We start from the raw sequence: 24,018 nt of genomic DNA, 5'->3' as shown, positions 1-24,018 counted from the left end.
AAACTCGGCGCCGCACGGAATGGCGACGCTTTTAAGCGGCCGCCTTCTTCCAGCCTGCCGCGAGCAGTCCGGCACCGATCAAAAGTCCGCCACCGGTGCGGTTGACGACACGCTGGACGGAGGGCTTGCGGATGGTGTTGCGGGCTGCACTTGCCAGCAACCCATAAAGAGCGGCGTTGCAAGTCGCAAGCACAAGAAAAGTAACTTCGAAAATAAGCACCTGCGGCCAAAACGGCAGGGTCGGCACCAGGAACTGCGGCAGGAAGGCGACGAAGAAGATGATGCTCTTCGGGTTCAGCGCCGTGACGATGTAGGTGTGCAGGAAGATCTTGAGCGGACGCTCGCGGCCCGTCACGTCACCCTCGCCTTGCGCCGACGTGCCGACAGGCGCGCGCCAGAGCTTGATGCCGAGATAGATCAGGTAGGCAGCACCCACCCACTTCAAGACAGTGAAGAGAACGGCGGAGGTCGCGAGCAGTGCACCGAGACCCAGCATGGACGCGGTCATGGCGGTGAAGTCGCCGAGGGCCACGCCGGCAACAGTGGCGCTGCTTGCCTTGCGACCGTGACCAAGCGCGTAGGAAATGACCAGCAAGATCGTTGGTCCGGGAATGGCGAGCATAATGGCGGATGCGGCAACGAAGGCCAGCCAGTTTTCAATCGGCATAATATGATCCCCTCTCGAAATGAGAGTGAACTAAGCCACCGGCCATGAGGACTGGCAAGTGGATTTTGGCTGACTGATACGCCCACCGACAAGATGGCCTCTTCGCTACTTGGCACCCCACCGGTCTTTGAAAATCAGTTCGTCCAGCGGCAAACGCTGACGCCAACCCTTCACCGCTAACTCAGGCTCGGCGTAGAGTTCAGCGACGTAGCCGAGGCAGAGCCATGCGACGATTTCGATATGCTCGGGGATGCCCAAAATCTTTCGGATATCATTGTCATGAAAGATGCTAACCCAACCGACGCCCACACTTTCGGCACGTGCCGCCAGCCAGAGGTTCTGCACAGCGCAGACGGTGGAGTAGACATCCATACGCGGATTGTGCGTTCGCCCCAACACGACATCGCCACCTCTTGTGGTGTCGCAGGTGACGCAGATGGAGAGCGGCGCCTTTCTGATGCCCTCCAGCTTGAGGCTTCGATAGAGGGCCTGCTTTTCGTCCGCGAACATCAAAGCGGCTTCCTCATTGGCGCGGCTGAAAGCCTGCCATGCGGCATCTTTGATGTCTGTATCGCTGACGAGGGTAAAATTCCACGGCTGCATAAAGCCCACCGAGGGCGCGGCGTGGGCTGCGGAAAGCAGCTTGTTGATCAGCTCATCCGAGAGCGGGTTCGGCAGAAACTCGTTGCGGACATCGCGACGTGTCTCGATGGCGCGGTAGACCGCAGCCTTTTCGTCTTCAGCAAATTCCAAGGCCGGCATCAGGCCGTGCCGGGTATCATCAGGTCGCATCGTCAATCCCCAACAATGCAGAAGAAACCGCATGAGCGTGCCAATCGGGGCACTGCACACCGTTCTTCCTCACAACCTGCCGCCGTCCGCGCGGACTGGTCTATCGTGTCAGGCCGGTCTTCTGACTTGGCTTCTTCTGCCCGTTACCGCCTTCCCGATTGCTCAGTGGCTTATGGCAACAGGCATCCGCCTTACAGCGTTGGGCACGTTGCGGTCTTGCACCGCATTCCCGATTCTCCTGCCAAAGCAGGCACCTGACGACGTTGCGTATGGGCAATTGCCGATCGGAAGGCAAGCGCGCTACGTCTATCCAACCGGAAAATATCGCACATAGGCGAATTCGTCACCGTCCGCTGACCAGTTGGGTGAGTTCATTGTCCCCTGCCCGCCGAAGAGACCGAAGAGCGTTTCGACGTTGCCACCATCGGTATCCATCAGTCGCACGCGAACATCGAGATCACGCGGATGGTCAAAGACGTCGCCGTCATAGGAAATGAAAACGACCTTGTCTCCCTTGGGCGAGGGATGCGGAAACCAGTCGCCATATGGGCTATCGGTGATGCGCTCCACATCCGATCCGTCCGGCCTCACCCGCCAAATCTGCATCTGCCCGGTGCGGCTGGAGTTGAAGTAGATCCACTGACCATCGGCTGAATAATCCGGGCCGTCATTTCGCCCCTCGCCATGGGTCAGGCGTATTTCGGTGCCGGTCTCGATGTCCATGGCATAGATATCGAAAACCTGATCCCTGATCCCGCAATAGGCGAAGCTTTTGCCATCCGGCGCCCAGCCATGCCAGTAGGACGGCAGGTTCCGCGTCATCAGTTTCGGCGTGCCGCCGATGGATGGAAGAAGATAGATGGCGCTTTTGCCGAATTCGACCTTATCGGAAATGGCATAAACAGAACCGTCCGGCGAGACGCCGTGGTCGTTGTTGCACTGGACGGCAAAGCCAGTGTCTACCTTATCGACGGAGATGTCTCCGGCAAGAAACAGACGGTAGAGAGCTCCATCGCTGTTCAGCAACAGATACTGCCCGTCCGGAGACCAGTTCGGGGCTTCGAACAGCTTTTCCGTCTGCCAGACCACGCGGTTCTCGCGGGTGCGGACATTGAATATCTCGACTGAACTTCGCATCGTTCCTCCCGTTGCGATTGCCCTTGGACCAGTCGGAGTTACCTGTCGCGGAACCGATTGGTGATCGGATACCGGCGATCGCGACCGAAGTTTTTCTTGGTGATCTTCACGCCTGGCGCAGACTGGCGGCGCTTATATTCGGCGAGATAGAGCAGATGCTCGATGCGGTGGACCGTCGCGAGATCGTGACCGCGGGCCACGATCTCATCGACGGACATTTCCTGCTCCACCAGGCACTCGAGAATATCGTCGAGAACCGGATAGGGTGGCAGCGAGTCCTGGTCGGTTTGGTTGGGACGCAACTCGGCAGAGGGTGCCTTGGAAATGATGTTGGCCGGGATGACTTCGCCCGAAGGCCCAAGCGCGCCAGGCGGCACGTGGGCGTTGCGCCATCTTGAGATGGCATAGACCTGCATCTTATAGAGGTCCTTGATCGGGTTGAAGCCGCCATTCATGTCACCGTAGAGCGTCGCATAGCCGACGGACATCTCCGATTTGTTGCCGGTCGTCACGACCATCGAGCCGAACTTGTTGGATACGCCCATCAGGATCGTACCGCGCGCGCGGCTTTGCAGGTTCTCCTCGGTGATGCCCTCTTCCGTTCCTTCGAACAAATCCGACAGTGCCGACATGAAGCCATCGACAGGTTCGGCAATCGGAACGATATCATAACGGCAGCCAAGCGCCTTGGCGCAATCGGCAGCATCCTTCAGCGATTCTTCCGAGGTGTAGCGGTAGGGCAGCATGATACAGCGCACCCGCTCCTCGCCCAGCGCATCGACCGCGATCGCGGCGCAGATGGCCGAGTCGATACCGCCGGAAAGGCCGAGAACGACGCTCTTGAAGCCGTTCTTGTTGACGTAATCGCGGAAGCCCAGCATGCAGGCGCGATAATCGGCCTCCTCACCCTCTGGAATATGCGACACCGGACCGTGGCTGCAGTGCCAGCCATTCTCCGTGCGTTTCCAGTCGGTGACTGCCAGCGTTGCTTCGAATTGGCTCATTTGGAAAGCCAGCGTCTTGTCGGCATTGAAACCGAAGCTCGCACCGTCGAACACCAGCTCATCTTGACCGCCTAGCTGATTGACGAAGACCAGAGGCAGACCGCTTTCAATGACCTGGCGGAGTGCGACCTGATGACGGACATCGACCTTGCCGCGATAATAGGGTGAGCCATTTGGCACCAGCAATATCTCGGCGCCAGCCTCCGCCAGTGTCTCGCAGACGCCGAAATCGTTCCAGATCTCCTCGCAGATCGGAATGCCGATGCGAATGCCCCTGAAATTATAGGGGCCGGAAATCGAGCCTTCGCTGAAGACTCGCTTCTCATCAAACTCGCCGTAATTCGGCAGATCCACCTTGTCGCGCAGCGCGACGATCTTTCCGCCATCCAGCAGAGCAACGGAATTATGCCTGCCCTTTTCTCCCTGTCGCGGGAAACCGATAATGACGCCCGGCCCGCCATCGGCTGTGTCTGCCGCGAGATCTTCCACCGCCTTGAGGCAGGCTTTTAGAAATGCCGGTTTGAGAACCAGATCCTCCGGCGGATAGCCGGAGATGAAAAGCTCCGTCAGCAAAAGAAGGTCGGCGCCCTGGGCCGCCGCATCCGCTCTTGCCTCGCGCGCTTTGGCAAGGTTGCCTGCGACATCTCCGACGGTCGGGTTGAATTGTCCGACCGCGATCCGGAACGTGTGGGGAATGGTCTGTTCTGTGCTCATGCCTTCCTCATTATCGCGCCGGCTCTTACTCTGCAACGCGCCGGATAAAACTGTTGCAAAACAACGACCAGTCAAGACGGTTTCGGAACGCCTGCGCAATATCGATGGCTCACGCGATGGTTATCTTTGAGACCTGTGAATTTTGCATAGTTCATGTCGCGTTCATTGCACGTATGTGACAGTTAGATGACGCTTATATGACAGGTGATTCACACCTGTCGTCATGACTGCCGGAGTACAACTTGACGAAATCGGTGCCCAAAACAACGGTTGCCGAAAGGATGAAGCTCGTCCTTTCAAAACCCTGGACACGCTCCCCTGCCCGCTTTGCAAATGATGCCCAAACGCTGATCAATCTCGTTCTCGCAGCGGTTCTCCTGGTCGTCTGTATGGAGTGGATCGCACGCGGCACGTTGCACGATGTCGGCTCGTTTCTGTTGTCGCCCGCACGGCCTGGCCTCACGACGATCGTTACGGTCGTTGTCGGACTGATGGCGCTCGACGCACTCTTTGGGCGTCATTATCAGTCGCTTCTGGTTGCCGTTCCGCTGCTCATCCTCCCGGCGTTCATTTCCAGCCAAAAGCAACTTTACCTCTCCGATCCGCTCTATCCTTCCGATCTGCTGTTCGGGCGCCAGATTCTCCAGCTCTTGCCCGCCATGCTGAGAGCCCAACCGTTGACTGCGATAGCGCTCGCAGCAGCGCTTGCCCTTGCCGCCTTTGGCATCGTGATGCTGTGGCGTCTTTCGCGTCATGCCATGCCGGTCATGCCCTTCAAGGCAAGGATGTGGCGGCTGGCGCTTGCCGTTCCGCTCTTCGTCGGCTTTGGCTCGATGATGGAATATTCAAGCTATTCCTGGATCAGGGATCGCCTCAACATCATTCCGATGATGTGGGATCAAAAGGAAAACTATCGTCACAACGGCTTCATCATGGCCTTCGCCTTCAATATTCCGATGGCGAAAGTGACGGCACCCTATGGCTATGGCGAAGCGGCGATCGCGGACATTGCGTCCGACAGTTCCGCCTTCGCCGTCAATCATAGCAAGCGTCCCGATGTCATTATGATCATGAGCGAGTCGCTTTGGGATCCGACACGCTTGGAGAACGTCACGCTCTCGAAAGATCCGATGCCGCGCATCCGCGCCATGCAGTCAGGCCATGTGTTTTCGCCTGAGTTTGGCGGCATGACGGCCAATGTGGAATTCGAAGCGCTGACCGGCTTCAGCAATGCCTTCCTGCCCTATGGCAGCATTCCCTATCAGCAATATGTACGCCGCCCTGTTCCCTCGCTTGCGACCTTCTTTCGCTCGGAGGGCTACTCCGCCATTGCCGTCCATCCCTTCCAGGAATGGTTCTGGAATCGTCGCGAGGTCTACAAGCATTTCGGCTTCGAAGAATTCCGCTCCGAAGAAACCTTGCCGCCAATGGAAAAGCGTGGCGCCTTCGCATCGGATGAAGCGCTGACGAATGAAATCATCCAGACGGTGGATGCTGCCGAAAAGCCGCAGTTTCTTTTTGCCGTCACGCTTCAGGGACATGGCCCCTATGAAGCGAACCGCTACGCTGAAAAAGCCGTCTCCGTCAGCGGTGACCTCTCAGACAATGCCCGTGATGCGCTTGCCACCTATGCGCAGGGGGTCTCGGAAGCCGACAACAGCTTTGCAAAGCTCATTGCATGGGCCAAGGGTCGTGAGAGAGAAACCGTCATCGTGCTTTTTGGCGATCATCTGCCACCACTTGGCCAGGCCTTCGTTGAGAGCGGCTACATGCCGGGCATGGTGGCGACACGCCGTGCACCGCTTGTCACAATGAAGAAAGAGCATGAAACGCCTCTGGTTGTCTGGTCTTCCAAAGCCGGATTGCAAAACCGGATCGGCACGATCAGCCCCTCGCTATTGCCCTATCACATCCTCAAGACTGCGGGTTTTGACGATCCCTTCTACACCGGCGTCTTGGGCAAGGTGCATGCGTCCTATTCCGTCATCGACCGCCATATGCTGATGGAGCGAAACGGATCCGCCGTGCCTGACTGGTCGATCGCGCCCGCGACTGTGCCATCGGCGCTGAGCGAGTATCGCCAGCTGCAGTTCGACATGATGTTTGGCGATCAATTCGGCAAAGAGCGATTCTTTCCCGGCTTCAACTGGATCCACGAAACCACGCCATCCGGTTAACGCGCCTTCCGGGCCGCAATTTCGTTTGAACTTGCAGGCCCCTTGCGTTTATCTCCAGCCAACGCCTTGCCGGAGATGAATCATGCCTGCCATTCCAGATTACGTCCTGTCCCATTTCAAGCGATCCTCCCGACAGATCGGTGAGGTCGAAAAGCGGATTCTTGAGGTGGCGCATCAGAAGCAACTGATTTCCACCGATACGAATGCCGAGTTTTCCAAGGAATCCACAGTGGGCGCCCGGCTGGCGGACAGCATCGCGCGTGTTGGTGGCTCATGGGGTTTCATCATCAGCTTCATGGTCTTTCTGGCCGTATGGGCAGTCATCAATACGGTTGTTCTGACGACGACGGCCTTCGACCCCTATCCCTTCGTGTTCCTCAATCTCATTCTTTCCATGTTGGCCGCCATCCAGGCGCCGATCATCATGATGTCCCAGAACCGGCAGGCAGAACGCGATCGCTTTGAGGCTGCGAAGGATTACGAGGTCAATCTCAAGGCCGAGCTTGAAGTTCTGTCTCTTCACGAGAAGATCGATCTTAAGGTTCTGGCCGAACTGACCGCATTGCGCGAAGACATCGCGAAGCTGCACCAACTACACAGCCAGCAGAGCAACGGCGCCGCGTCCTGATTGATCGATAGCCGGTTTGCGGCTTTTTCTGTGCCGGTTACGAATCCGTCAGATTTCTACGCTACAGATTGACGCAGGCATTTGTTGCAATGCACTCTGCGGTCTCATGACATCCAGATGTGCGGATGCGGAGATCATTTCCGCATGCTGAGAGCATCACGCTTTTCGCGACAATTCCGCACATCGGATATTCACACATTCGGGCATTGATCCCGGTTCACGTCCAGAGGCTTTTTCATGAACCAATACGATCTCATTGTTGTTGGCAGCGGTCCCGCCGGCAGACGCGCGGCCATTCAGGCGGCAAAGCTCGACAAGAAGGTTCTGGTCATCGAAAAGGGCAGCCGCGTCGGCGGCGTATCCGTCCACACCGGTACGATCCCATCCAAGACGATGCGAGAGACCGCGCTCAATCTTTCCGGTTGGCGCGAGCGTGGCTTTTACGGCCAATCCTATCGCGTCAAGCAGGAGATCAGCGCAGAGGATCTGCGCCAGCGCTTACTGATCACGCTCAATCATGAAGTGGAAGTACTCGAGCATCAGTTTGCCCGTAACCGGGTGCAACATATTCGCGGCAAGGCAAGCTTCATCACCCCCGACACGCTGCAGATCACCAAGGATGACGGCGAAGTCCTGCATGTGATGGGCAAGAGCATTCTGCTTGCCGTCGGTACCCGGCCTTTCAGGCCAGACTATATGCCTTTCGATGGAAAGACCGTCATCGACAGCGATGAGTTGCTGCAAATCGAGAAGCTGCCGCGTTCGATGGTGGTGATCGGCGCTGGCGTTATCGGCATTGAATACGCAACGATTTTCAGCGCACTGGACACCGCTGTTACGCTGATCGACCCCAAGTCGACGATGCTCGACTTCATCGATAAGGAAATCGTCGAAGATTTCACCTATCAGCTGCGCGACCGCAACATGAAGCTGCTACTGGGGCAAAAGGCGGAAAAGGTGGAGCACACGCCGGAAGGCAAGGTCTCGATCAAGCTCGACAATGGCCGCACGATCATTACCGAAATGGTGCTGTTCGCCGCCGGCAGAATGGGTGCGACCGACACGCTGAACCTTGCCGCCGCAGGCCTTGAAGCCGACAGCCGTGGCCGTCTCTCGGTCAATCCCGAGACGTTTGAAACCTCTGTTCCAGGCATCTTCGCCGCTGGCGACGTGGTGGGCTTCCCAAGCCTTGCCTCTACCTCCATGGAGCAAGGCCGTATCGCAGCACGCGTGGCCGTCGGTGCAATTGCCATGGAGCCGCAGAAATACTTCCCCTATGGCATCTATGCCGTTCCAGAAATTTCGACCTGCGGCCTGACTGAAGAAGAAATGAAGGAGCGCGGCATTGCTTACGAATGTGGTATTGCGCGCTTCCGGGAAACGTCGCGCGGGCACATTATGGGGCTTGATACCGGCCTTTTGAAGCTGATCTTCTCCTTGAAGACACGGCGTCTTCTTGGCGTACATATTGTTGGCGAGGGCGCGACGGAGCTGGTTCACATTGGGCAAGCGGTGCTGAACCTCAAGGGGACGGTCGAGTATTTCGTAGAAAATACCTTCAATTATCCGACGCTTGCCGAGGCTTATAAAATTGCCGGGCTGGATGCATGGAACCGCATGGGCGACATCAAGAACAGGAACGAAGCGGCCACGTGAGCCGCTTCACCACCTGATCTTGTAACTTGCATGCACCGCCGGGCGGAACCGATCTTCAAACCCTTGATCGAAACTGCCCGTCACCGTCAGATTATCTGAAAGCTTCTGTTCGAGCGCGAGACTGGAGCTGAACTCCTGGAATGTATGGCGGCTCGCACCTGTCAGCACGAACGCTGTGCCGGTCGCAGAGCGGGTCAGCCGCAAGGATTGCGAGACGTCGAGCCCATTCCACTGCTGGCTGGGACCGTCATAGCGCACCGTCACGTTTCGGTTCGACTCCACATCGAAATCGGCCGTCGCCACGCGCTTCTGCGTCATCGTCATCGTCACCGCGCTCGAGCCAGTCAGTGCGTTCATCAGAACACCGATGTCTCTTGCAATCCTCACGCCCGGTAGATTGGTGGACATGAGCGTCATATCGCCCCAGAATTTCACGGGCGTGTCCACCACCGCACCACCTTCAGACGCGCTCATGCCCATTTCAAGACCGGCGCGCAGCGGCGTTTCCGTAGGAAGCCTAGCACCAAGCCGCGCCGAATAGGAGCGATCGGAATTTTTGGTGGGTGCCCAGATCAACCCCCGTTCCTGCGCCTTCACCTGTACCGGCGACAAAAGGATGAACGAGGCAGCAGCAAGGGTGCCCACTATCTTGACCAACATGTTATTTCCTCAAGCTCTAAAAAGACCGACTGCGCTTGGGAGGAAAACAGCAGGTCTCGTTTCGGCTTGGGCGATCCAGAAAACGGAGATCACCCGGGCTCATTTCTGCTGGCGCCGCGCGCCAGACTGACCCGCGCCCGCTTACGGGCGACACGGATCGACAAGCGCGGCATGACACCCGCGCTCGAAAGGAAGATGAAACTAAAGGCTTGAAGCCAAGCCGCGTTTGGCGGCGGATCGCTCTCGATGCACAAACACATCCGGCAAATCACCCCCAAAGGGTGCCAGATGAACGGGAGATGAACAAGAGCAGGCGCAGCAAAAAGTCATTGTGCACTGCATTGTGATCTTCAGAACACAGTTGTGGACGTGCTGGCCCATTGGAAATACCGGAATGACTGCACCTTGATGTGGGATAACAGCTCCGCAACAACCGCTCCAATTGGCTGAGTCGCATTGATCTCGATGCCGCCCTTCGGAACGTCCTGTCCGTTCTCATGGAGCCCTAGGATAAACGCTCGCTCCTCAGCTTTCCCACCGAACTCGTCTTCTGGTCTCATTAAAAGACGCTTCTCCAAGGTGGCTCTGTCGAGTTGCAGGATGAACACGGCATCGAACAGACCAATGAAGGTGGAAAAGTTGCGAGCGCCGCCGCAAAAAAAGGTGACCGCATGGCTTTGATCGGCCATCAAAGCTTTTACTTTCTCGACACACCAAAGGTGATGACGGTGAGCAAAAGATACATCCATGACCCACGCGCCATCCAACTGCCCTTCCAACGATAATCCGGTCTCAGGATCACCTTTATAGGCAAGCTCTCTGTCACCATGAATGACATGATGGCCTTGTTGCTGAAGCTCCGTTGCCACAGACGTTTTGCCCGAACAGGACACACCTTCAACGAGATAGTTTTTAACGCCCATAAGACCCTCACTGCTGGTGGGTGCAGCAAAAGTCGCTCATACACTCTTGCGATGACGGCAGGATGTCTTTTCGCTGTGAATGCAAACGTCTTTCGGCATTCCTAACGGAAAAGGCCGCAGCTTTCGCCGCGGCCTTTCCTAAAAAATGATGAGAAGAGCAGATTACTCTGCGTCGCCTTCGGCTGCCTTCTTCTTGGCAGGGGCCTTCTTCTTCGGAGCAGCTTCTTCGCCTTCAGCAGCGTCAGCCTTGGCTGCAGCCTTCTTCTTGGCCGGAGCCTTCTTCTTGGTTTCTTCGCCTTCTTCGGCGTCGTCAGCCAGAAGCTCTTCCTTGGAAACCGTCTTGTCGGTGACGGAAACTTCGGTCAGCAGCTTGTCGATGACCTTTTCTTCGAAGATCGGAGCGCGCAGCGAAGCGGAAGCGCCAGGCGTGTTGCGGAAGTAGTCGAGGATTTCCTTCTGCTGGCCCGGGAACTGCTGCAGCTGCTGGAACAGCGCGCGCTGCATTTCTTCTTCGGTGACTTCAACGCCAGCCTTCTCGCCGATTTCGGAGAGAACGAGGCCGAGACGAACGCGGCGCTCAGCGAGCTTGCGATATTCTTCGCGCGCTTCTTCTTCGGTCGTGTCTTCGTCAGCGAAGGTCTTGCCGGACTGTGCGAGATCGGTGTTGATCTGGCGCCAGATGTTGTCGAACTCGGCGTCGACGAGACCGGCAGGCGTGTCGAACTTGTAGAGTTCGTCCAGCTGGTCGAGAATCTGACGCTTCACCTTCTGGCGGGTCACGTTGCCGTACTGGCTTTCGATCTGGCCGCGAACGATTTCCTTCAGCTTTTCAGCCGATTCGAGACCGAGCTTGGTTGCCAGTTCGTCGTTGATTTCAACGTCGGCAGCAGCAGCAACTTCCTTGACGGTGATGTCGAAGGTGGCTTCCTTGCCAGCCAGCTCAGCGGCCGGATATTCGCTCGGGAAGGTCACGGTAATGGTCTTCTCGTCGCCAGCCTTGACGCCAACGAGCTGGTCTTCGAAGCCAGGGATGAAGCGGCCGGAACCGATAACCAGTTCGGCATCTTCAGCAGCGCCGCCGTCGAAGGCTACGCCATCAACCTTGCCGAGGTAGTTCATGGTGACGCGGTCGCCTTCAGCGGCCTTGCCATCTTTCGTCTCGTAGCTACGAGCGCTTTCGGCAATCTTGAGGATCTGCTCGTTGACTTCGTCTTCGGTCACTTCGACGACTTCGCGCGTCACCTTGATGCCGTCATTCGACTTCAGCTCGATTGCCGGAATGACTTCGTAGGCAATGTTGAATTCGAAATCGGTTTCGGCGGCGAGGATCTTGTCGGCTTCCTTCTCATCTTCCGTCATGGAGATGGAAGGCTGGGTCGCAGACTTTTCGCCACGGCTGGAAATGATTTCGGAAGGCTTTTCGCGAACCAGTTCGTTGACGAGGTCAGCCATGATCGACTTGCCATACATCTTCTTCAGATGGGCGGCAGGCACCTTGCCTGGACGGAAGCCGTTGATACGAACCTTGTCCTTGGCTTCAGCGAGGCGCTCGTCAAGGCGAGCCTTCATGTCGGCGGCCGGAATAACGACCTTGATTTCGCGCTTCAGCCCTTCAGCGAGCGTTTCGATAACCTGCATTTTCATACCTTCACATCATGGCGGCAGTGCTCAGACAGCCGTCGGTTTACTTTCGAGCACAGCGCCGGAATCTGAAATTCACCGGCCGTGACTATAAAACTTGCATGCACAGGCGCGTTGCGGAGCAATTATGCCTGAGCCAGGGAAAGGGCAAAACGAAACGTTCTGCCTAGCTCTCCCGGCGATTTGTGGTGCGGGTAGAGGGACTCGAACCCCCACAACTCTCGTCGCCAGAACCTAAATCTGGTGCGTCTACCAATTCCGCCATACCCGCGCTCTTTAAATCCTGCATAAACAACATCTGGCACATGAGGCCTTCCGGAGCGCGGCGTCTCTATATCATCCGTTTTCAGGAGCGCAAAGGAAAAATGACGCCTTACAAGCCCTATTTCCATGGGTTTTAAGGCCTGTATGACAATGACAAGCAAGGTGCGAGCAGGAATCACGAGACGCGCCGTTCAGCCGACTCTCCTGGAGAACCCTCTCCTTAACCCCGCGCCCTCATGAAATGCATATCACCGCGCTCACTACAAAGCGCGCGCGCATCGTGAAGTACTTTGGGCGCTGTTGAAGACCTCGATGAACCATTGAAAAGACCTTTGGAGCGGACCTCCCACTCCAAATAGCCCTAAAAACAGCCCATAGTGCTGCCAAATTATGCATTCGTTAAAGAAGTGAGCGTCGATTCGGCCCGTGCCCTGCGTTCAATGCATAGGTGTCATCCTTCTTTGTCTGTTTTTGAAGCGCGAGGAAACGCTTATATTCAAATTCAGAAAACGAAGCCGGGTTGATCCCAAGCAACCGGCGAACCGAAACGAGGATAAGACCATGAACATTGCACGCTCGCTGAACAACTGGCGCAAGTATCGTCAGACCGTAACTGAACTTGACCGCATGAGCGATCGCGAACTGAGCGATCTCGGCATTGGCCGCACCGACATTCGTCGCGTTGCTCGTACTGCAGTCGGGATGTAATAAATCAATAACACCGGCCGGCGATATTTTGTCTGCCCGATGTGTTACCCTCAAAAGGCCCTGAGCACCCGCTCCGGGCCTTTTCTTTTTGCGCATACGGCCCCCGCCCGGCCTCTTGAGAATCGAACTCATTCCCAAGACATAGCTCACAAAACCAGCGCAGGTTTTTGAAAAGCATGATGCTCGGGCGAACCCCTGTGCGCCCAATAGGACGTGCCGCGGCGCGCCATGTTCTCGCCGCTCAAATAATGCGCATATCTCCCCACAAGATGCAAAAATAGACGACACATTGCACAAATGCATGGCAGTCGCTCAAAATCTGCACTCCAAGTCATCGCTATGAATATGTATATACCACTCAACAGCCGAGAGCGCAGATGACCAGCGGCCCGGCGGACTGAATTCAAAGATCAAACACATCATAGATTGAGGAAACCACCATGAACCCGCTTCGCATCGCAAAGAACTGGATCAGCTATCGCCGTACGCTCAACGAACTGGGCAGCCTCTCCAACCAGGCTCTCAGCGATATCGGCCTGACACGTTACGACATCCGTAACGTTGCCTCCCGTTCGTTCCGCTAATCAGCGTAAAGGGTCATCCGAAAGAGCTGACCTCCCAAGTCATCGGATGACTGAGCGACAGGCAAAAAAAACGGCGCCACGAGCGCCGTTTTTTGATTCTTGCTGGTTGCTCTCGATCTTCGCATGAAGCGACCTCCTTGACGGCGCAGGCTTGCAAGTGGCCGAAAAAGTTTGGCGGCCCGCACCGCTCGTGATACTGCATCGGCCAAATGCCTCCTGAGAGTGAGGCCAAGCCAATCAAGAAAGATGGTCGACCCGCAGCACCCGTTTGTGCCGGTTGACGATGTGAGCGCGCGATGCAAGACAAGACGAATTCTCCTATCCACGTTATCGGCGGCGGCCTTGCCGGCTCCGAGGCGGCTTGGCAAATCGCTCAGGCTGGCATCCCCGTCATCCTGCACGAAATGCGCGGCGTTCGCGGCACCGATGCCCACAAGAGCGATGGGCTTGCAGAGCTCGTCTGCTCCAACTCCTTCCGTTCCGACGATGCCACGGCCAACGCGGTCGGTGTCATCCATGCGGAGATGCGTCTGGCCGGGTCGCTGATCATGGCCTGCGCCGACAAGCATCAAGTTCCGGCAGGCGGCGCTCTGGCAGTGGATCGTGACGGCTTTTCTGAAGCGGTGACGGCTGAACTTGAGGCGCATCCGCTCGTAACCGTTGTTCGCGAAGTGGTTGCGGGCCTTCCGCCGAAGGAATGGGGCAACACGATCATTGCCACAGGGCCGCTCACAGCGCCGGAACTGGCTGCCGCCATTCAAGCGGAAACCGGCGAAGATGCGCTGGCCTTCTTCGACGCAATCGCACCGATTGTCCATCGCGATAGCATCAACATGGATGTCTGCTGGTATCAGTCCCGCTACGACAAGGTCGGCCCTGGCGGCAATGGCAAGGACTATATCAACTGCCCGATGGATGAGACGCAATATCATGCCTTCATCGACGCGCTGATCGCCGGCGACACCGTCGGCTTCAAGGAGTGGGAAGGCACGCCATACTTCGATGGCTGCCTACCGATAGAGATCATGGCCGAGCGCGGACGCGAAACGCTTCGCCATGGTCCCATGAAGCCGATGGGATTGACCAACGCTCACAACCCGACCGTCAAGCCCTATGCGGTGGTGCAGTTGCGCCAGGACAATGCTCTCGGCACACTTTACAATATGGTCGGTTTCCAAACGAAGCTGAAATACGGCGCGCAGGCGGAAGTCTTCCGGATGATTCCGGGACTGGAAAATGCAGAGTTTGCACGCCTCGGCGGTCTTCACCGCAACACCTATATCGATTCTCCGCGCCTGCTCGATCCGTCGCTAAAGTTGAAGTCCCGTCCGGACATCCGCTTTGCTGGACAGATCACCGGCTGTGAAGGCTATGTGGAGAGTGCATCCATTGGGCTCCTCACCGGACGTTTCGCCAGTGCAGAGCATAAGGGCGAGCCGATCCGCCTGCCGCCTGCGACAACGGCGCTCGGCGCCCTTCTCAACCATATCACCGGCGGGCATCTTTCGACCGATGAAGAGCCGGGCAAGCGATCATTCCAGCCGATGAATGTCAACTTCGGTCTGTTCCCGGATCTTGCACCCGGCTCGATCGTCAAGCCTGAAGGCGTAAAGCGCTTCCGCGGCAAGGACAAGACCATCATGAAGCGGCAATTGATGTGCGCGCGCGCGCTGAAAGATTGCGCGGCATGGCTTGGCGTTGCGCCGCCGGTTCTCGATCAGGTCGCGGAGGAAGGAGACGAGCTGGAGTCTGCTTCTTTGAGCTGATCCGGCGCGGCATCTGCCGCCTCCAGATAACTGCCAAGCAACCAGAGAGACACTTCAGCGGCTTCACCGATCGTCTTGAAGCGATAGGCGCCGCTATATTTTGGCGTGTCGATAAAGGTGACGACAAAACCATCGCCACTTTCCAGATGCTCGACCGTGATGCGCTCCGGGTTCAGCATCATGCAGGCATTGTGCTTGCCCATGTTGCGCATGAAGCCAGCCTTGTTGTCATGCAGGCGAACGAAGACGGCATTGCCATCAGCGGTCATATGCAGGCTGCGAATCGCCTCATTGGGGAAAGCGCGGGCAAAATCCAGAATGGCCTGTCCCGTATCGTAACTGCTTTCGCTTTCCGAGAAACGCTTGAGGCGCCAGATATAGACCGCAATCGCGCCTAACAGCGCGAGGATGATGATCCAGATGGCAAGGCTCATCTCTGTCACTCCCTGGAGCGTCATCAGTCCTTCGGGACATAAAGGATACGCTCTGACTTCCCAAACTTACGCATAGGCCGATGCGGTCGTCCATACGTGCTTATCAAACCAGTTAGCAGTCAAGGCTTGCGTGGACGTGGAGCGCGCTCAAAAGCGCTTGAGAAAGGCGGCCTTGGCGAGCAGCCACTGGCGATGGAGCAGAGAAAGCTGGATACCGTTCTCGAGAACATTCGCGCCTGCGCGATGCGCCGCCTTCAACACGGCCTCGACCTGCGCCACGGTTAGGAACGCTGGAACGACTGCGGGAGGAAGAGAAGTCTGGCGCGCCTTTTTCAGGTGATCTTGCGCGTGCGCGCAGAATATTTCGATCGCCGCACCGATCTTCTCACGATCTTTGCCTTCCAGAAAACTCTCGCGGTTCAGCCCGGCAGCCGACAACACGTCCTGCGGGATATAGACCTGTCCGCGGCGGCGATGCAGCGGCATCAAAAGCAGCATGCCGGCCATGGCCTGGGCAACGCCTGCATGGCCTGCGGTCTCGGCGCTTCTCGCTGCATCATTCGGAGAAAGCACGATGCTGGCGAGCTGTATCAATGCGGAGGCCGTCTCGCCTGCATAGCCCTCAAGAGCGTTGCGGTTCTCGAACACGTCATCGTAGAGATCGAAGATGCGCGCCTCGATCATGTCGATCAAAGTCTGCCGGGGCAAATTATGATTGGTGATCGCATTTAGGAGCGCTGCGGCAACCGGATGGCCGATGCTGTCTCCGTGCGGATTTCCCTCCAGAAGATCGCGCCACCATTGCATGCGCACTTCGCCGGGAAGCGGCTCCCGCACCACATCGCGAATGCGGGCAATCTCGGCGTTGAACGCGTAGAGCGCCGCTAGATCACCGCGCTTGTCTTCCGGCGCAAGAAGGCATGCGAGATATCTGTCGCGATCCATGTCACGCAGCATCGCGAGGCATGCGCCCTTATCTGCCGGCAGGTCTGTCATCGATAACCGTTCTTCAGCCTTCGACCGCAATCAAGGCGGCAGCCACTGCCCGCGACTCCGAAAGCATGATGTTGTATGTTCTCACAGCGGCACCCGTGCTCATCGGATCGACGGAAATGCCAGCCTCTTTCAAAGCTGCCTTCAACTCTCTCGGTACGACCCGCATCGAGTCACCCATGCCGATCAACAGAAACTCGATGTCGGCGGCTTGTTCCAGAACCTTGGCGAAATCATCGACCGAGAGCTGCAAGGGATCGTTGACGCTCCATCCGTGAATACCGGAAGGAAGGCAAAGAAGCGGACCGCGATGCGACATCTCGGCGAAGCGAAAACCACCATTTCCATAGGCATCGATGGGCGCCCGGCCAGGAAAATGGGCCGGGCGTATTTCTATTCCGCCAGCCATCAGACTGCCGGTTTGCCGGTGATCGTATTCGCCTTCTGATCTTCCTTATCGTCGGCATCCGTGCTGGTCGGACGCAGATTGAAGGCGATCAGAACCGGAGCAGCGATGTAGATCGACGAGAACACGCCGATACCGACACCAAAGAGCATGGCGAAGGTGAAGGAGCGAATGACCTCTCCACCGAAGAGGTAGAGCGACAGCAGTGCAAGCATGACCGTCAGACCCGTGAGGATCGTGCGCGATAGCGTCTGGTTCAGCGAGACGTCGATGATCATGGACAGCGGCATCTTCTTATAGCGCCGCAGGTTCTCTCGAATTCGGTCGTAAATCACCACCGTATCGTTCAGCGAGTAGCCGATGATGGTCAAAATCGCCGCGATACTGGTGAGGTTGAACTCGATGCCTAAGAAGACGAAGAGGCCGATGGTGAAGACCACGTCGTGGACCATGGAGATGATCGCACCGAGCGCAAACTGCCACTCGAAGCGGAACCAGATGTAGATCATGATCGCGATCATGGCGAGCGCAATGCCGATCGTCGAGGTGACGGTCAGATCGCCCGAGACGGCCGGTCCCACGACTTCCACGCGGCGGAAGTCGTATTTATCCTGCAGTTCGCCGCGGATCAACGTGATGGCCGACTGCTCGGCATTCTCGCCACCTTCCTGCGCCTGGATGCGGATCAGCACATCATCCGGAGAGCCGAAGCTTTGCGCCTGGATTTCTCCAAGGTTCAACTGGCTGAGGCGCTCGCGAATATCTGCGATATCGGCAGGGCCGCTTTTCGACTGCACCTCGATGATCGAGCCGCCTTGGAAGTCGATGCCAAGGTTCAGGCCCTTGGTCATGAAGCCGCCAAGGCAGGTCAGCATGATGACGCCGGTAATACCGAAGACGATGCGACGGTACTTCATGAAAGGAATATCCTTGCCATCGAACATGGCGGTGCGGATACCCTTCGGCAGATGTTTCGGACGGGCCCGGCGAACCCAGGCGCCAAACAGCCATGCTGTCAGCGTATAGGCCGTGAACACGGTGGTAACGATACCGACCGCGAGCGTAACCGCGAAGCCCTTGACCGGACCGGTACCCATATAGAAGAGCACGGAAGCCACGATGAACGTCGTCAGATTGGCATCGATGATGGTCGCGAAAGCGCGGGTAAAGCCGTTCTCGAGTGACGATATCAACGGCTTACCGGCTTTGACTTCCTCGCGTATGCGCTCATAGATCAGAACGTTCGAGTCCACCGCCATACCGATCGTCAGGACGATACCGGCAATACCCGGCAAGGTGAGCGTCGAGCCGATGATGCTGAGAACCGCAAGCAGCATGACGATGTTGATGACCAGAGCGATGTTCGCCAGCAGGCCGAAGAAGCCGTAGAAGATAAACATGAAAAGGACGACGCCGGCTGCACCGATGGCGCTGGCGGTCAGACCCGCATGGATGGAGTCACTACCAAGGCTTGGTCCAACGGTGCGCTCTTCCACAACGGTCAATGTTGCAGGCAGGGCACCTGCGCGCAGCAGGACGGCAAGGTCGTTTGCGCCTTGAACGGTAAAGTTGCCGGAAATCTGGCCCGAACCGCCGACGATCGGCTCGCGGATCACAGGGGCGGAGATGACGGCATTGTCGAGAACGATGGCGAAAGGCTTGCCGACATTCTGTTGGGTGGCCTGAGCGAAACGCTGCGCGCCGCGGCTGTCGAAGCGGAACGTAACGACCGGCTCGTTGGTCTGCTGATTAAAGCTTGCCTGCGCATCGACAAGATTGTCACCCGAGACCAAGGCACGGCGTTCAACAAGATAAGGGACCGGTGGATCGTCCTGCGAATAAAGGATTTCATCCGTTGCCGGTGGACGCCCGTTCAACGCTTCCTGAACCGGCATGGATGTATCCACCATGCGGAAGGAAAGCTTAGCCGTCTGGTTCAGCAAAGACTTCAGGCGCTGCGGATCCTGCAAGCCGGGGACCTGAACGATAATGCGGTCATTGCCTTGGCGGACGATCAGCGGTTCGGTCGTACCAAGTTCATCCACGCGGCGACGCACAACTTCGATCGACTGGGAAACGGCGGACGACAGACGATAATCAATGCCTTCGTCCGTGAGGTTCAGGCGAAGAAGATTGTCTCCGCCGTCGCTCATTGTCACTTCATGCACGGAGGTGCCGACCAGGGTACCGACTGAGACAGGCTGTGTCAGATCCTTCAGCGCATTCTTTGCCGCCTCATACTGAGCCGGATCGGTAATGCGAACCTGGATCTGCTGGCCGTTACCGGTCAGTCCCGAATAGCGGATGTTGGCATCGCGCAACTGGGCGCGGACATCGCCAACGATGGTTTCGAGACGTTCCTTGACGATATCGGAACGCTCGACCTTGAGCATGATGTAGGAACCGCCCTGAAGGTCGAGACCAAGCGTCACCTTGTTATGCTTGTACCAGTTCGGCATTCCCTCCAGTTGCTTGTCCGTAAACAGGTTGGGGGAAGCGATGACGGCGCTTATCAGCACGATCAGCCAGATGAAGACTGTTTTCCAGCGGGAAAAATGAAGCATTTCGGTCTCGGTCAGGGTTGGGTTAAAAAACCCAGGCCGCGTCAATGCGCAGCCTGCTTATTGTTACTTCGCGTTTGCGGGAGCTTCGGTCTTGACCGGCTCGCCCTTGACACGAACCTCGGCAATATAGGTGCGCGATGCGCGAACCTTGACGCCGTCGGCGATTTCGACTTCGAGTTCGTTATCGTCGATAACCTTGGTAACCTTGCCGACAATGCCGCCGCCGAGTACGACCTGATCGCCACGACGAATGTTGGTGAGCGTCTCTTGACGCTTCTTCATCTGCGCGCGCTGCGGGCGGATCAGGAAGAAATACCAGACAACCATCAGGGGAGCGAAAAGGAAAAGCATCTCCAGGCCGGACCCGAAAGCCGACGGTGCGCCTGCTGCATCCTGAGCAAAGGCTTGGCTAATGAACATAAAAAACTCCTCAGATTTCGGGCACAGTTCTAAGCCACTGGCCAGCTTTCAAGCCGCCGGAATATAGTTGCGATCCCCTAGAATGCAACAGAAAGACTTGGGCCCCCGTACCGTTTCCACGCCTCATACTCTTTCGAGCTGCCAAACGCCATGCTACGCCGCGCAAAATCCACGGATGTTCCGGCATTCAACTGGCTTCCCCCAGCCGTGGAAGACGACAAGGAGCATTGATCATGACGTCAGAAGAAACCAGCGCACTTTTGCTTCTCGAACTTCGCCGTCTGGCGGACGCCGTGGAGCGGCTGGCGGGGCCCCCACCAGCGTCAAATGACTGGGAAAGCGCCGATTGTTTCGTCTGGGCGCCTGCCAATTCATGGCTGCAGCCCGTTCGCCGTCCGAACCGTATTGCTCTGACATTGATACGCGGCGTCGATCATGTCAGAGATATATTGCACGAGAACACGCTTCGTTTCGCCGAAGGTTTTGCTGCCAACAATGTATTGCTTTGGGGCGCTCGCGGCATGGGTAAGTCCTCGCTCGTCAAGGCGGTTCACGAAGACGTGCGTGCGGCAAGCGGCGCATCCTTGAAGCTTGTCGAAGTGCACCGCGAAGATATTCATACCCTCCCTGCCCTCCTCGATATCCTGAAAGCCGCTCCGCACAGGGTTATTCTCTTCTGCGACGATCTCTCCTTCGACCATGACGACACAGCCTACAAGTCTTTGAAGGCAGCACTCGATGGCGGCATCGAAGGCCGTCCTGATAACGTGCTCTTCTACGCAACCTCAAACCGGCGCCATCTGCTTCCCCGCCATATGATGGAGAATGAGCAGTCGACCGCCATCAACCCGTCGGAGGCGGTGGAGGAGAAAGTCTCGCTTTCGGATCGCTTCGGGCTATGGCTTGGTTTCCATAAATGCAGCCAGGATGATTATCTGGCGATGATCGACGGCTATGCGGAGCATTTCGACCTTGGTCTCAGCCGAGACGTTCTTCACCGAGAAGCTCTGGAATGGGCGACGACGCGTGGAGGCAGATCCGGTCGTGTGGCCTGGCAATATATCCAGGATGCGGCTGGGCGCCTGAGAAAGCCATTGGACCGGTCCTTAGAGCGTTTCCTTGTTAAATAGAAACGGTTCTGTTGGTTCAAACGGGATCGACTGATTGTCCGGAGGGCGCGTGCCGTAGCCAAAGCATACGGCCAAGCCGTCCGGGCAAGCAGGTGGCCCGTTTCAACCAACCCTCCCGCAGATTTGCTGGCAAATCTGCAAGAGCTTAAATCGCCCGGCGCGCTAATCGCTTCGCACGGCGAAGCGGCGCGACGGGAGGGCCGGGCATCTTTCCGCCAGGCTCAAAGGCGCCAAAATCAAGGGGGGGCGGCTCGACCGTACCTTTGGGTATGCCCTTCGCCAATCGCCTTTGCCCTGACGAAAACCTGCTCCGGCAGAACGTTTCTATTTAACAAGGAAACGCTCTAGACAAACAAGCCGCCGATCACAACCACAGTCATAGCCGCTGAACCAAAGGACACTTCGCTTAATCCGCGATACCGAGTGCGCGATGGAACAAACGGATTGAAAGGCCGTTCGACTGCTGCGCAACCTTCGCGCGATTATTAGGAGAGTCTAAATGGTTGATCAGGCCCGCTATGCAACATCGACGGTGGCCGCGCGCAGCGCGGTGTGGCCGGAAGCAGTGACACTTATTTCCTGGGGTGGCGTTTTTGCCGGTGTCGCGGTTGCACTGACACTTCATTTGCTCCTCAACCTGTTGGGCGTCGCCATCGGCGCAGGCGTGATTGATCCCGCGCATAACGACACGCCATCGGCGACGTCGCTCTCTACTGGCTCGGTCATCTGGATCATTGCCAGCGGTATCATCTCATCCTTCATCGGTGGCTATGTCGCCAGCCGCCTTTCCGGTCGCGCTGTTCGCTCCACCGGCGCCCTTCACGGCTTGACCACGTGGGCCGTCACCACGCTGATCGTCTTCTATCTATTGACGACCTCGGTTGGCGCTCTGATTGGCGGCGCTTTCACCGGCGTTACGAGCGTCTTCTCCGGAGCAGGTTCGACGATTGCAACCGCCGCCACCACGGCTGCACCGGCACTCGCAAATACGACCGATCCGCTGGCAGGCGTTGAACAGCGTATCCGTGAAGCAAGCGGTGGAAACGACCCGCAGGCTCTTCGCGATGCAGCCGTCAGTGCGGTTCGCGCCGTTCTGACTGGCGACCAGGCCCAAGCTGAAGATGCACGCAACCGTGCTGCTGACGCCCTCGCCCGCGCTCAGAACATCCCGGTCGATCAGGCCCGTCAGCAGGTGACCGACTATGAGAACCAGTATCGCCAGGCTGTCGAGCAGGCCAAGGTTCGTGCGACGGAAGCTGCACAGGCTACTGCGACAGCCGTTTCGACTGCCTCTTATGTTGCCTTCGGCGCGCTTCTTGTCGGTGCGGTAGCCGCTCTCTTCGGCGGTAGCGTCGGCACCAGCCGTGTCCACCGCGAAGGCGACGTCGTCACCGAGTAATATTGATTAAACCGGTCAATCGAATGCCCGCGCCAGTCGCGGGCATTTTGATTCGAGAATACGAAAAAGGCCGCCTCATGTCCGAGGCGGCCCTTCGATCAGTCATATTCGCAAGTGGCGATTACTCGTCGCGGTAAACTTTTTCGCGCCGCTCATGCCGCTCCTGCGCTTCGATCGACAACGTCGCGATCGGGCGCGCATCCAGGCGCTTGATTCCAATCGGTTCGCCTGTCTCTTCGCAGTAACCGTAGGTGCCGTCCTCGATCCGTTGAAGAGCAGCATCGATCTTGGAGATCAGCTTGCGCTGGCGATCGCGAGCTCTAAGTTCGATGGCTCTGTCTGTTTCGGAAGAGGCGCGGTCCGCAAGATCAGGGTGATTGGCGCTTTCTTCTGCAAGATGACCGAGTGTCTCGCGCGCTTCTCGCAAAATGTCGTTTTTCCAACCGATCAGCTTGGCTCTGAAATAAGCCCGCTGGTTGGCATTCATGAACTCGTCGTTTTCCGAGAGCACATAGTTACTAAGATCGATCTTCTCACTCAACGCGATTCTCCTCGAAGAACATCTCATATGGCGGCGGTATACTCCAATGCCGTGTAGCCATTCAAGCCTGGAGATTCGTTTTTAGGCATTTTTAAATCTGTCACAAAAATCATCTAAACGACTATTTTTTATACATTATTGCGAAAACACGGATTATTTCTTCGATCACTTTATCTAGACTTGATCGCTCACAGCCGCTCTTGCGAGTTGACCTCGTTCTCCTGTAAACCAACCTTCTCCCTTTTTAATTGCATTAGGATGCTCCGGAATGGCGCCGTCGCAACAGCAGACTTTCCGGCTTTATCTCTTGCGTCACGCCCAGGCTGGATGGGCCGAACCCGGCGGACGCGATTTCGACAGAAGGCTAACGGAAGAGGGAAAGGCCGAGGCGGCATTCATCGGTAAATCCGCATCAAAGAAACATTATCGCCCCGAACTCATTCTTAGCTCCGCCGCTATTCGGTGCCGCGAAACGACAGGGACTTTGCTGCAGTCATTCGAAGAGCCCATTGCGGCCTCCTATCTGGACGAGATGTACAACGCGCAGGCTAAAACCTATCTCGATCTGGCACTTGGACAGGCCGACGTTTCTTCCCTCATGCTTGTTGGACATAATCCGACAATGGAGGCGGTTGCAGAGGCCCTGCTTGGTCGCGAGATCCTGGAAGCCTCTCTACCGCATGGTTTCCCGACCGCCGGGCTTGCGGTGCTGGAATGCGTATCGGCAAACAAAGCCAGTCCAGACGCTTGGCGCCTCTTAGACTTTCTAGCGCCATAGGCGGGAGCGAGCGCCGCGCAAAACTTTCCTCG

General features: G+C 57.1%; 22 protein-coding genes, 1 tRNA gene and 1 riboswitch. Of the genes, 9 read left to right on the top strand and 14 right to left on the bottom strand.

Annotation, left to right across the window (positions count from 1 at the left end; all coding sequences use genetic code 11):
* Window positions 1–31: 31 nt before the first annotated feature.
* The 4 genes from QE435_RS20210 to QE435_RS20195 form a co-directional block, all read right to left on the bottom strand.
* On the bottom strand, window positions 32–667 hold the full coding sequence (locus QE435_RS20210; RefSeq protein ID WP_349042456.1) for a LysE family translocator: 636 nt from the start codon (window positions 665–667) through the stop codon (window positions 32–34).
* Between the two features lie 105 nt (window positions 668–772).
* Window positions 773–1,459, bottom strand: coding sequence for a 5,6-dimethylbenzimidazole synthase (bluB, locus tag QE435_RS20205; protein WP_349042455.1), 687 nt, complete (start codon window positions 1,457–1,459; stop codon window positions 773–775).
* 93 nt (window positions 1,460–1,552) lie between these two features.
* Window positions 1,553–1,732, bottom strand: a riboswitch (cobalamin riboswitch).
* Window positions 1,733–1,765: 33 nt separating this feature from the next.
* On the bottom strand, window positions 1,766–2,596 hold the full coding sequence (locus QE435_RS20200; protein ID WP_349042454.1) for a TolB family protein: 831 nt from the start codon (window positions 2,594–2,596) through the stop codon (window positions 1,766–1,768).
* Between the two features lie 38 nt (window positions 2,597–2,634).
* Window positions 2,635–4,314: an NAD+ synthase gene (locus QE435_RS20195; RefSeq protein ID WP_349042453.1), complete on the bottom strand. Its 1,680-nt coding sequence runs from the start codon at window positions 4,312–4,314 to the stop codon at window positions 2,635–2,637.
* Between the two features lie 281 nt (window positions 4,315–4,595).
* Here QE435_RS20195 and QE435_RS20190 point away from each other — a divergent pair, with 281 nt between their 5' ends.
* From QE435_RS20190 to sthA, 3 genes are all read left to right on the top strand, one after another.
* Window positions 4,596–6,491, top strand: a complete 1,896-nt coding sequence (locus QE435_RS20190) for an LTA synthase family protein (protein WP_349042921.1) — start codon at window positions 4,596–4,598, stop codon at window positions 6,489–6,491.
* An 82-nt stretch (window positions 6,492–6,573) separates the two neighbouring features.
* A complete protein-coding gene (locus QE435_RS20185; RefSeq protein ID WP_306932450.1) occupies window positions 6,574–7,119 on the top strand; it encodes a DUF1003 domain-containing protein in 546 nt (181 codons plus the stop codon).
* Window positions 7,120–7,356: 237 nt separating this feature from the next.
* Window positions 7,357–8,775, top strand: coding sequence for a Si-specific NAD(P)(+) transhydrogenase (sthA, locus tag QE435_RS20180; RefSeq protein ID WP_306932448.1), 1,419 nt, complete (start codon window positions 7,357–7,359; stop codon window positions 8,773–8,775).
* Window positions 8,776–8,781: 6 nt separating this feature from the next.
* Here sthA and QE435_RS20175 read toward each other — a convergent pair whose 3' ends face one another.
* The 4 genes from QE435_RS20175 to QE435_RS20160 form a co-directional block, all read right to left on the bottom strand.
* Window positions 8,782–9,435 (bottom strand): hypothetical protein, encoded by a 654-nt coding sequence (locus QE435_RS20175; protein WP_349042452.1) that lies wholly within the window; start codon window positions 9,433–9,435, stop codon window positions 8,782–8,784.
* A 350-nt stretch (window positions 9,436–9,785) separates the two neighbouring features.
* Window positions 9,786–10,358 (bottom strand): nucleoside kinase, encoded by a 573-nt coding sequence (locus tag QE435_RS20170; RefSeq protein ID WP_349042451.1) that lies wholly within the window; start codon window positions 10,356–10,358, stop codon window positions 9,786–9,788.
* Window positions 10,359–10,520: 162 nt separating this feature from the next.
* A complete protein-coding gene (gene tig / locus QE435_RS20165; protein WP_349042450.1) occupies window positions 10,521–11,996 on the bottom strand; it encodes a trigger factor in 1,476 nt (491 codons plus the stop codon).
* 189 nt (window positions 11,997–12,185) lie between these two features.
* Window positions 12,186–12,270 (bottom strand) — tRNA-Leu (locus QE435_RS20160).
* Between the two features lie 554 nt (window positions 12,271–12,824).
* On the opposite strand from QE435_RS20160, the gene QE435_RS20155 reads away from it, so the two are divergent.
* The 3 genes from QE435_RS20155 to trmFO all read left to right on the top strand — a co-directional run bounded on the left by QE435_RS20155 (window position 12,825) and on the right by trmFO (window position 15,321).
* Complete coding sequence (locus QE435_RS20155) at window positions 12,825–12,971, top strand: DUF1127 domain-containing protein (protein ID WP_082447210.1); 147 nt, start codon at window positions 12,825–12,827, stop codon at window positions 12,969–12,971.
* A gap of 440 nt (window positions 12,972–13,411) precedes the next feature.
* Window positions 13,412–13,555 carry a DUF1127 domain-containing protein gene (locus tag QE435_RS20150; RefSeq protein ID WP_082447266.1) on the top strand — a complete coding sequence of 48 codons (144 nt, stop codon included), beginning with the start codon at window positions 13,412–13,414 and terminating at the stop codon, window positions 13,553–13,555.
* 296 nt (window positions 13,556–13,851) lie between these two features.
* Window positions 13,852–15,321: a methylenetetrahydrofolate--tRNA-(uracil(54)-C(5))-methyltransferase (FADH(2)-oxidizing) TrmFO gene (gene trmFO / locus QE435_RS20145; RefSeq protein WP_309770952.1), complete on the top strand. Its 1,470-nt coding sequence runs from the start codon at window positions 13,852–13,854 to the stop codon at window positions 15,319–15,321.
* Here the strand turns inward: trmFO and QE435_RS20140 are convergent.
* The 5 genes from QE435_RS20140 to yajC all read right to left on the bottom strand — a co-directional run bounded on the left by QE435_RS20140 (window position 15,273) and on the right by yajC (window position 20,138).
* Entirely contained in the window at window positions 15,273–15,755 is a 483-nt protein-coding gene (locus QE435_RS20140) for a hypothetical protein (RefSeq protein ID WP_306932438.1), read from the bottom strand. The two genes, trmFO and QE435_RS20140, sit on opposite strands and share 49 nt — an antisense overlap.
* A gap of 147 nt (window positions 15,756–15,902) precedes the next feature.
* Complete coding sequence (locus tag QE435_RS20135; RefSeq protein WP_349042449.1) at window positions 15,903–16,751, bottom strand: phytoene/squalene synthase family protein; 849 nt, start codon at window positions 16,749–16,751, stop codon at window positions 15,903–15,905.
* A 13-nt stretch (window positions 16,752–16,764) separates the two neighbouring features.
* Complete coding sequence (locus QE435_RS20130; protein WP_349042448.1) at window positions 16,765–17,157, bottom strand: Mth938-like domain-containing protein; 393 nt, start codon at window positions 17,155–17,157, stop codon at window positions 16,765–16,767.
* Window positions 17,157–19,718, bottom strand: a complete 2,562-nt coding sequence (gene secDF, locus QE435_RS20125) for a protein translocase subunit SecDF (RefSeq protein ID WP_309770949.1) — start codon at window positions 19,716–19,718, stop codon at window positions 17,157–17,159. The genes QE435_RS20130 and secDF overlap by 1 nt, the downstream gene beginning before the upstream one ends.
* A 63-nt stretch (window positions 19,719–19,781) precedes the next feature.
* Complete coding sequence (yajC, locus tag QE435_RS20120; RefSeq protein ID WP_309770948.1) at window positions 19,782–20,138, bottom strand: preprotein translocase subunit YajC; 357 nt, start codon at window positions 20,136–20,138, stop codon at window positions 19,782–19,784.
* A gap of 233 nt (window positions 20,139–20,371) precedes the next feature.
* Between yajC and QE435_RS20115 the strand changes: the two genes are divergently transcribed.
* Together QE435_RS20115 and QE435_RS20110 are read left to right on the top strand one after the other, a co-directional pair.
* Window positions 20,372–21,268, top strand: coding sequence for an ATP-binding protein (locus QE435_RS20115; RefSeq protein WP_306932430.1), 897 nt, complete (start codon window positions 20,372–20,374; stop codon window positions 21,266–21,268).
* A gap of 499 nt (window positions 21,269–21,767) precedes the next feature.
* On the top strand, window positions 21,768–22,667 hold the full coding sequence (locus QE435_RS20110; protein WP_349042447.1) for a PhnA-like protein: 900 nt from the start codon (window positions 21,768–21,770) through the stop codon (window positions 22,665–22,667).
* Between the two features lie 121 nt (window positions 22,668–22,788).
* Here the strand turns inward: QE435_RS20110 and dksA are convergent, their stop codons facing one another.
* The gene (gene dksA / locus QE435_RS20105; protein WP_062425454.1) at window positions 22,789–23,208 is read right to left on the bottom strand and encodes an RNA polymerase-binding protein DksA; all 420 of its coding nucleotides are present in this window, start codon (window positions 23,206–23,208) and stop codon (window positions 22,789–22,791) included.
* Window positions 23,209–23,476: 268 nt separating this feature from the next.
* Here dksA and QE435_RS20100 point away from each other — a divergent pair, with 268 nt between their 5' ends.
* Complete coding sequence (locus QE435_RS20100; protein WP_349042446.1) at window positions 23,477–23,986, top strand: histidine phosphatase family protein; 510 nt, start codon at window positions 23,477–23,479, stop codon at window positions 23,984–23,986.
* Window positions 23,987–24,018: the final 32 nt, after the last annotated feature.

This window comes from Agrobacterium sp. SORGH_AS 787 (genome assembly GCF_030819035.1).
Lineage (GTDB): Bacteria > Pseudomonadota > Alphaproteobacteria > Rhizobiales > Rhizobiaceae > Agrobacterium > Agrobacterium larrymoorei_B.
Note: the sequence above shows the minus strand (reverse complement) of the source record. Positions and strands in the feature narration are given on the sequence as shown.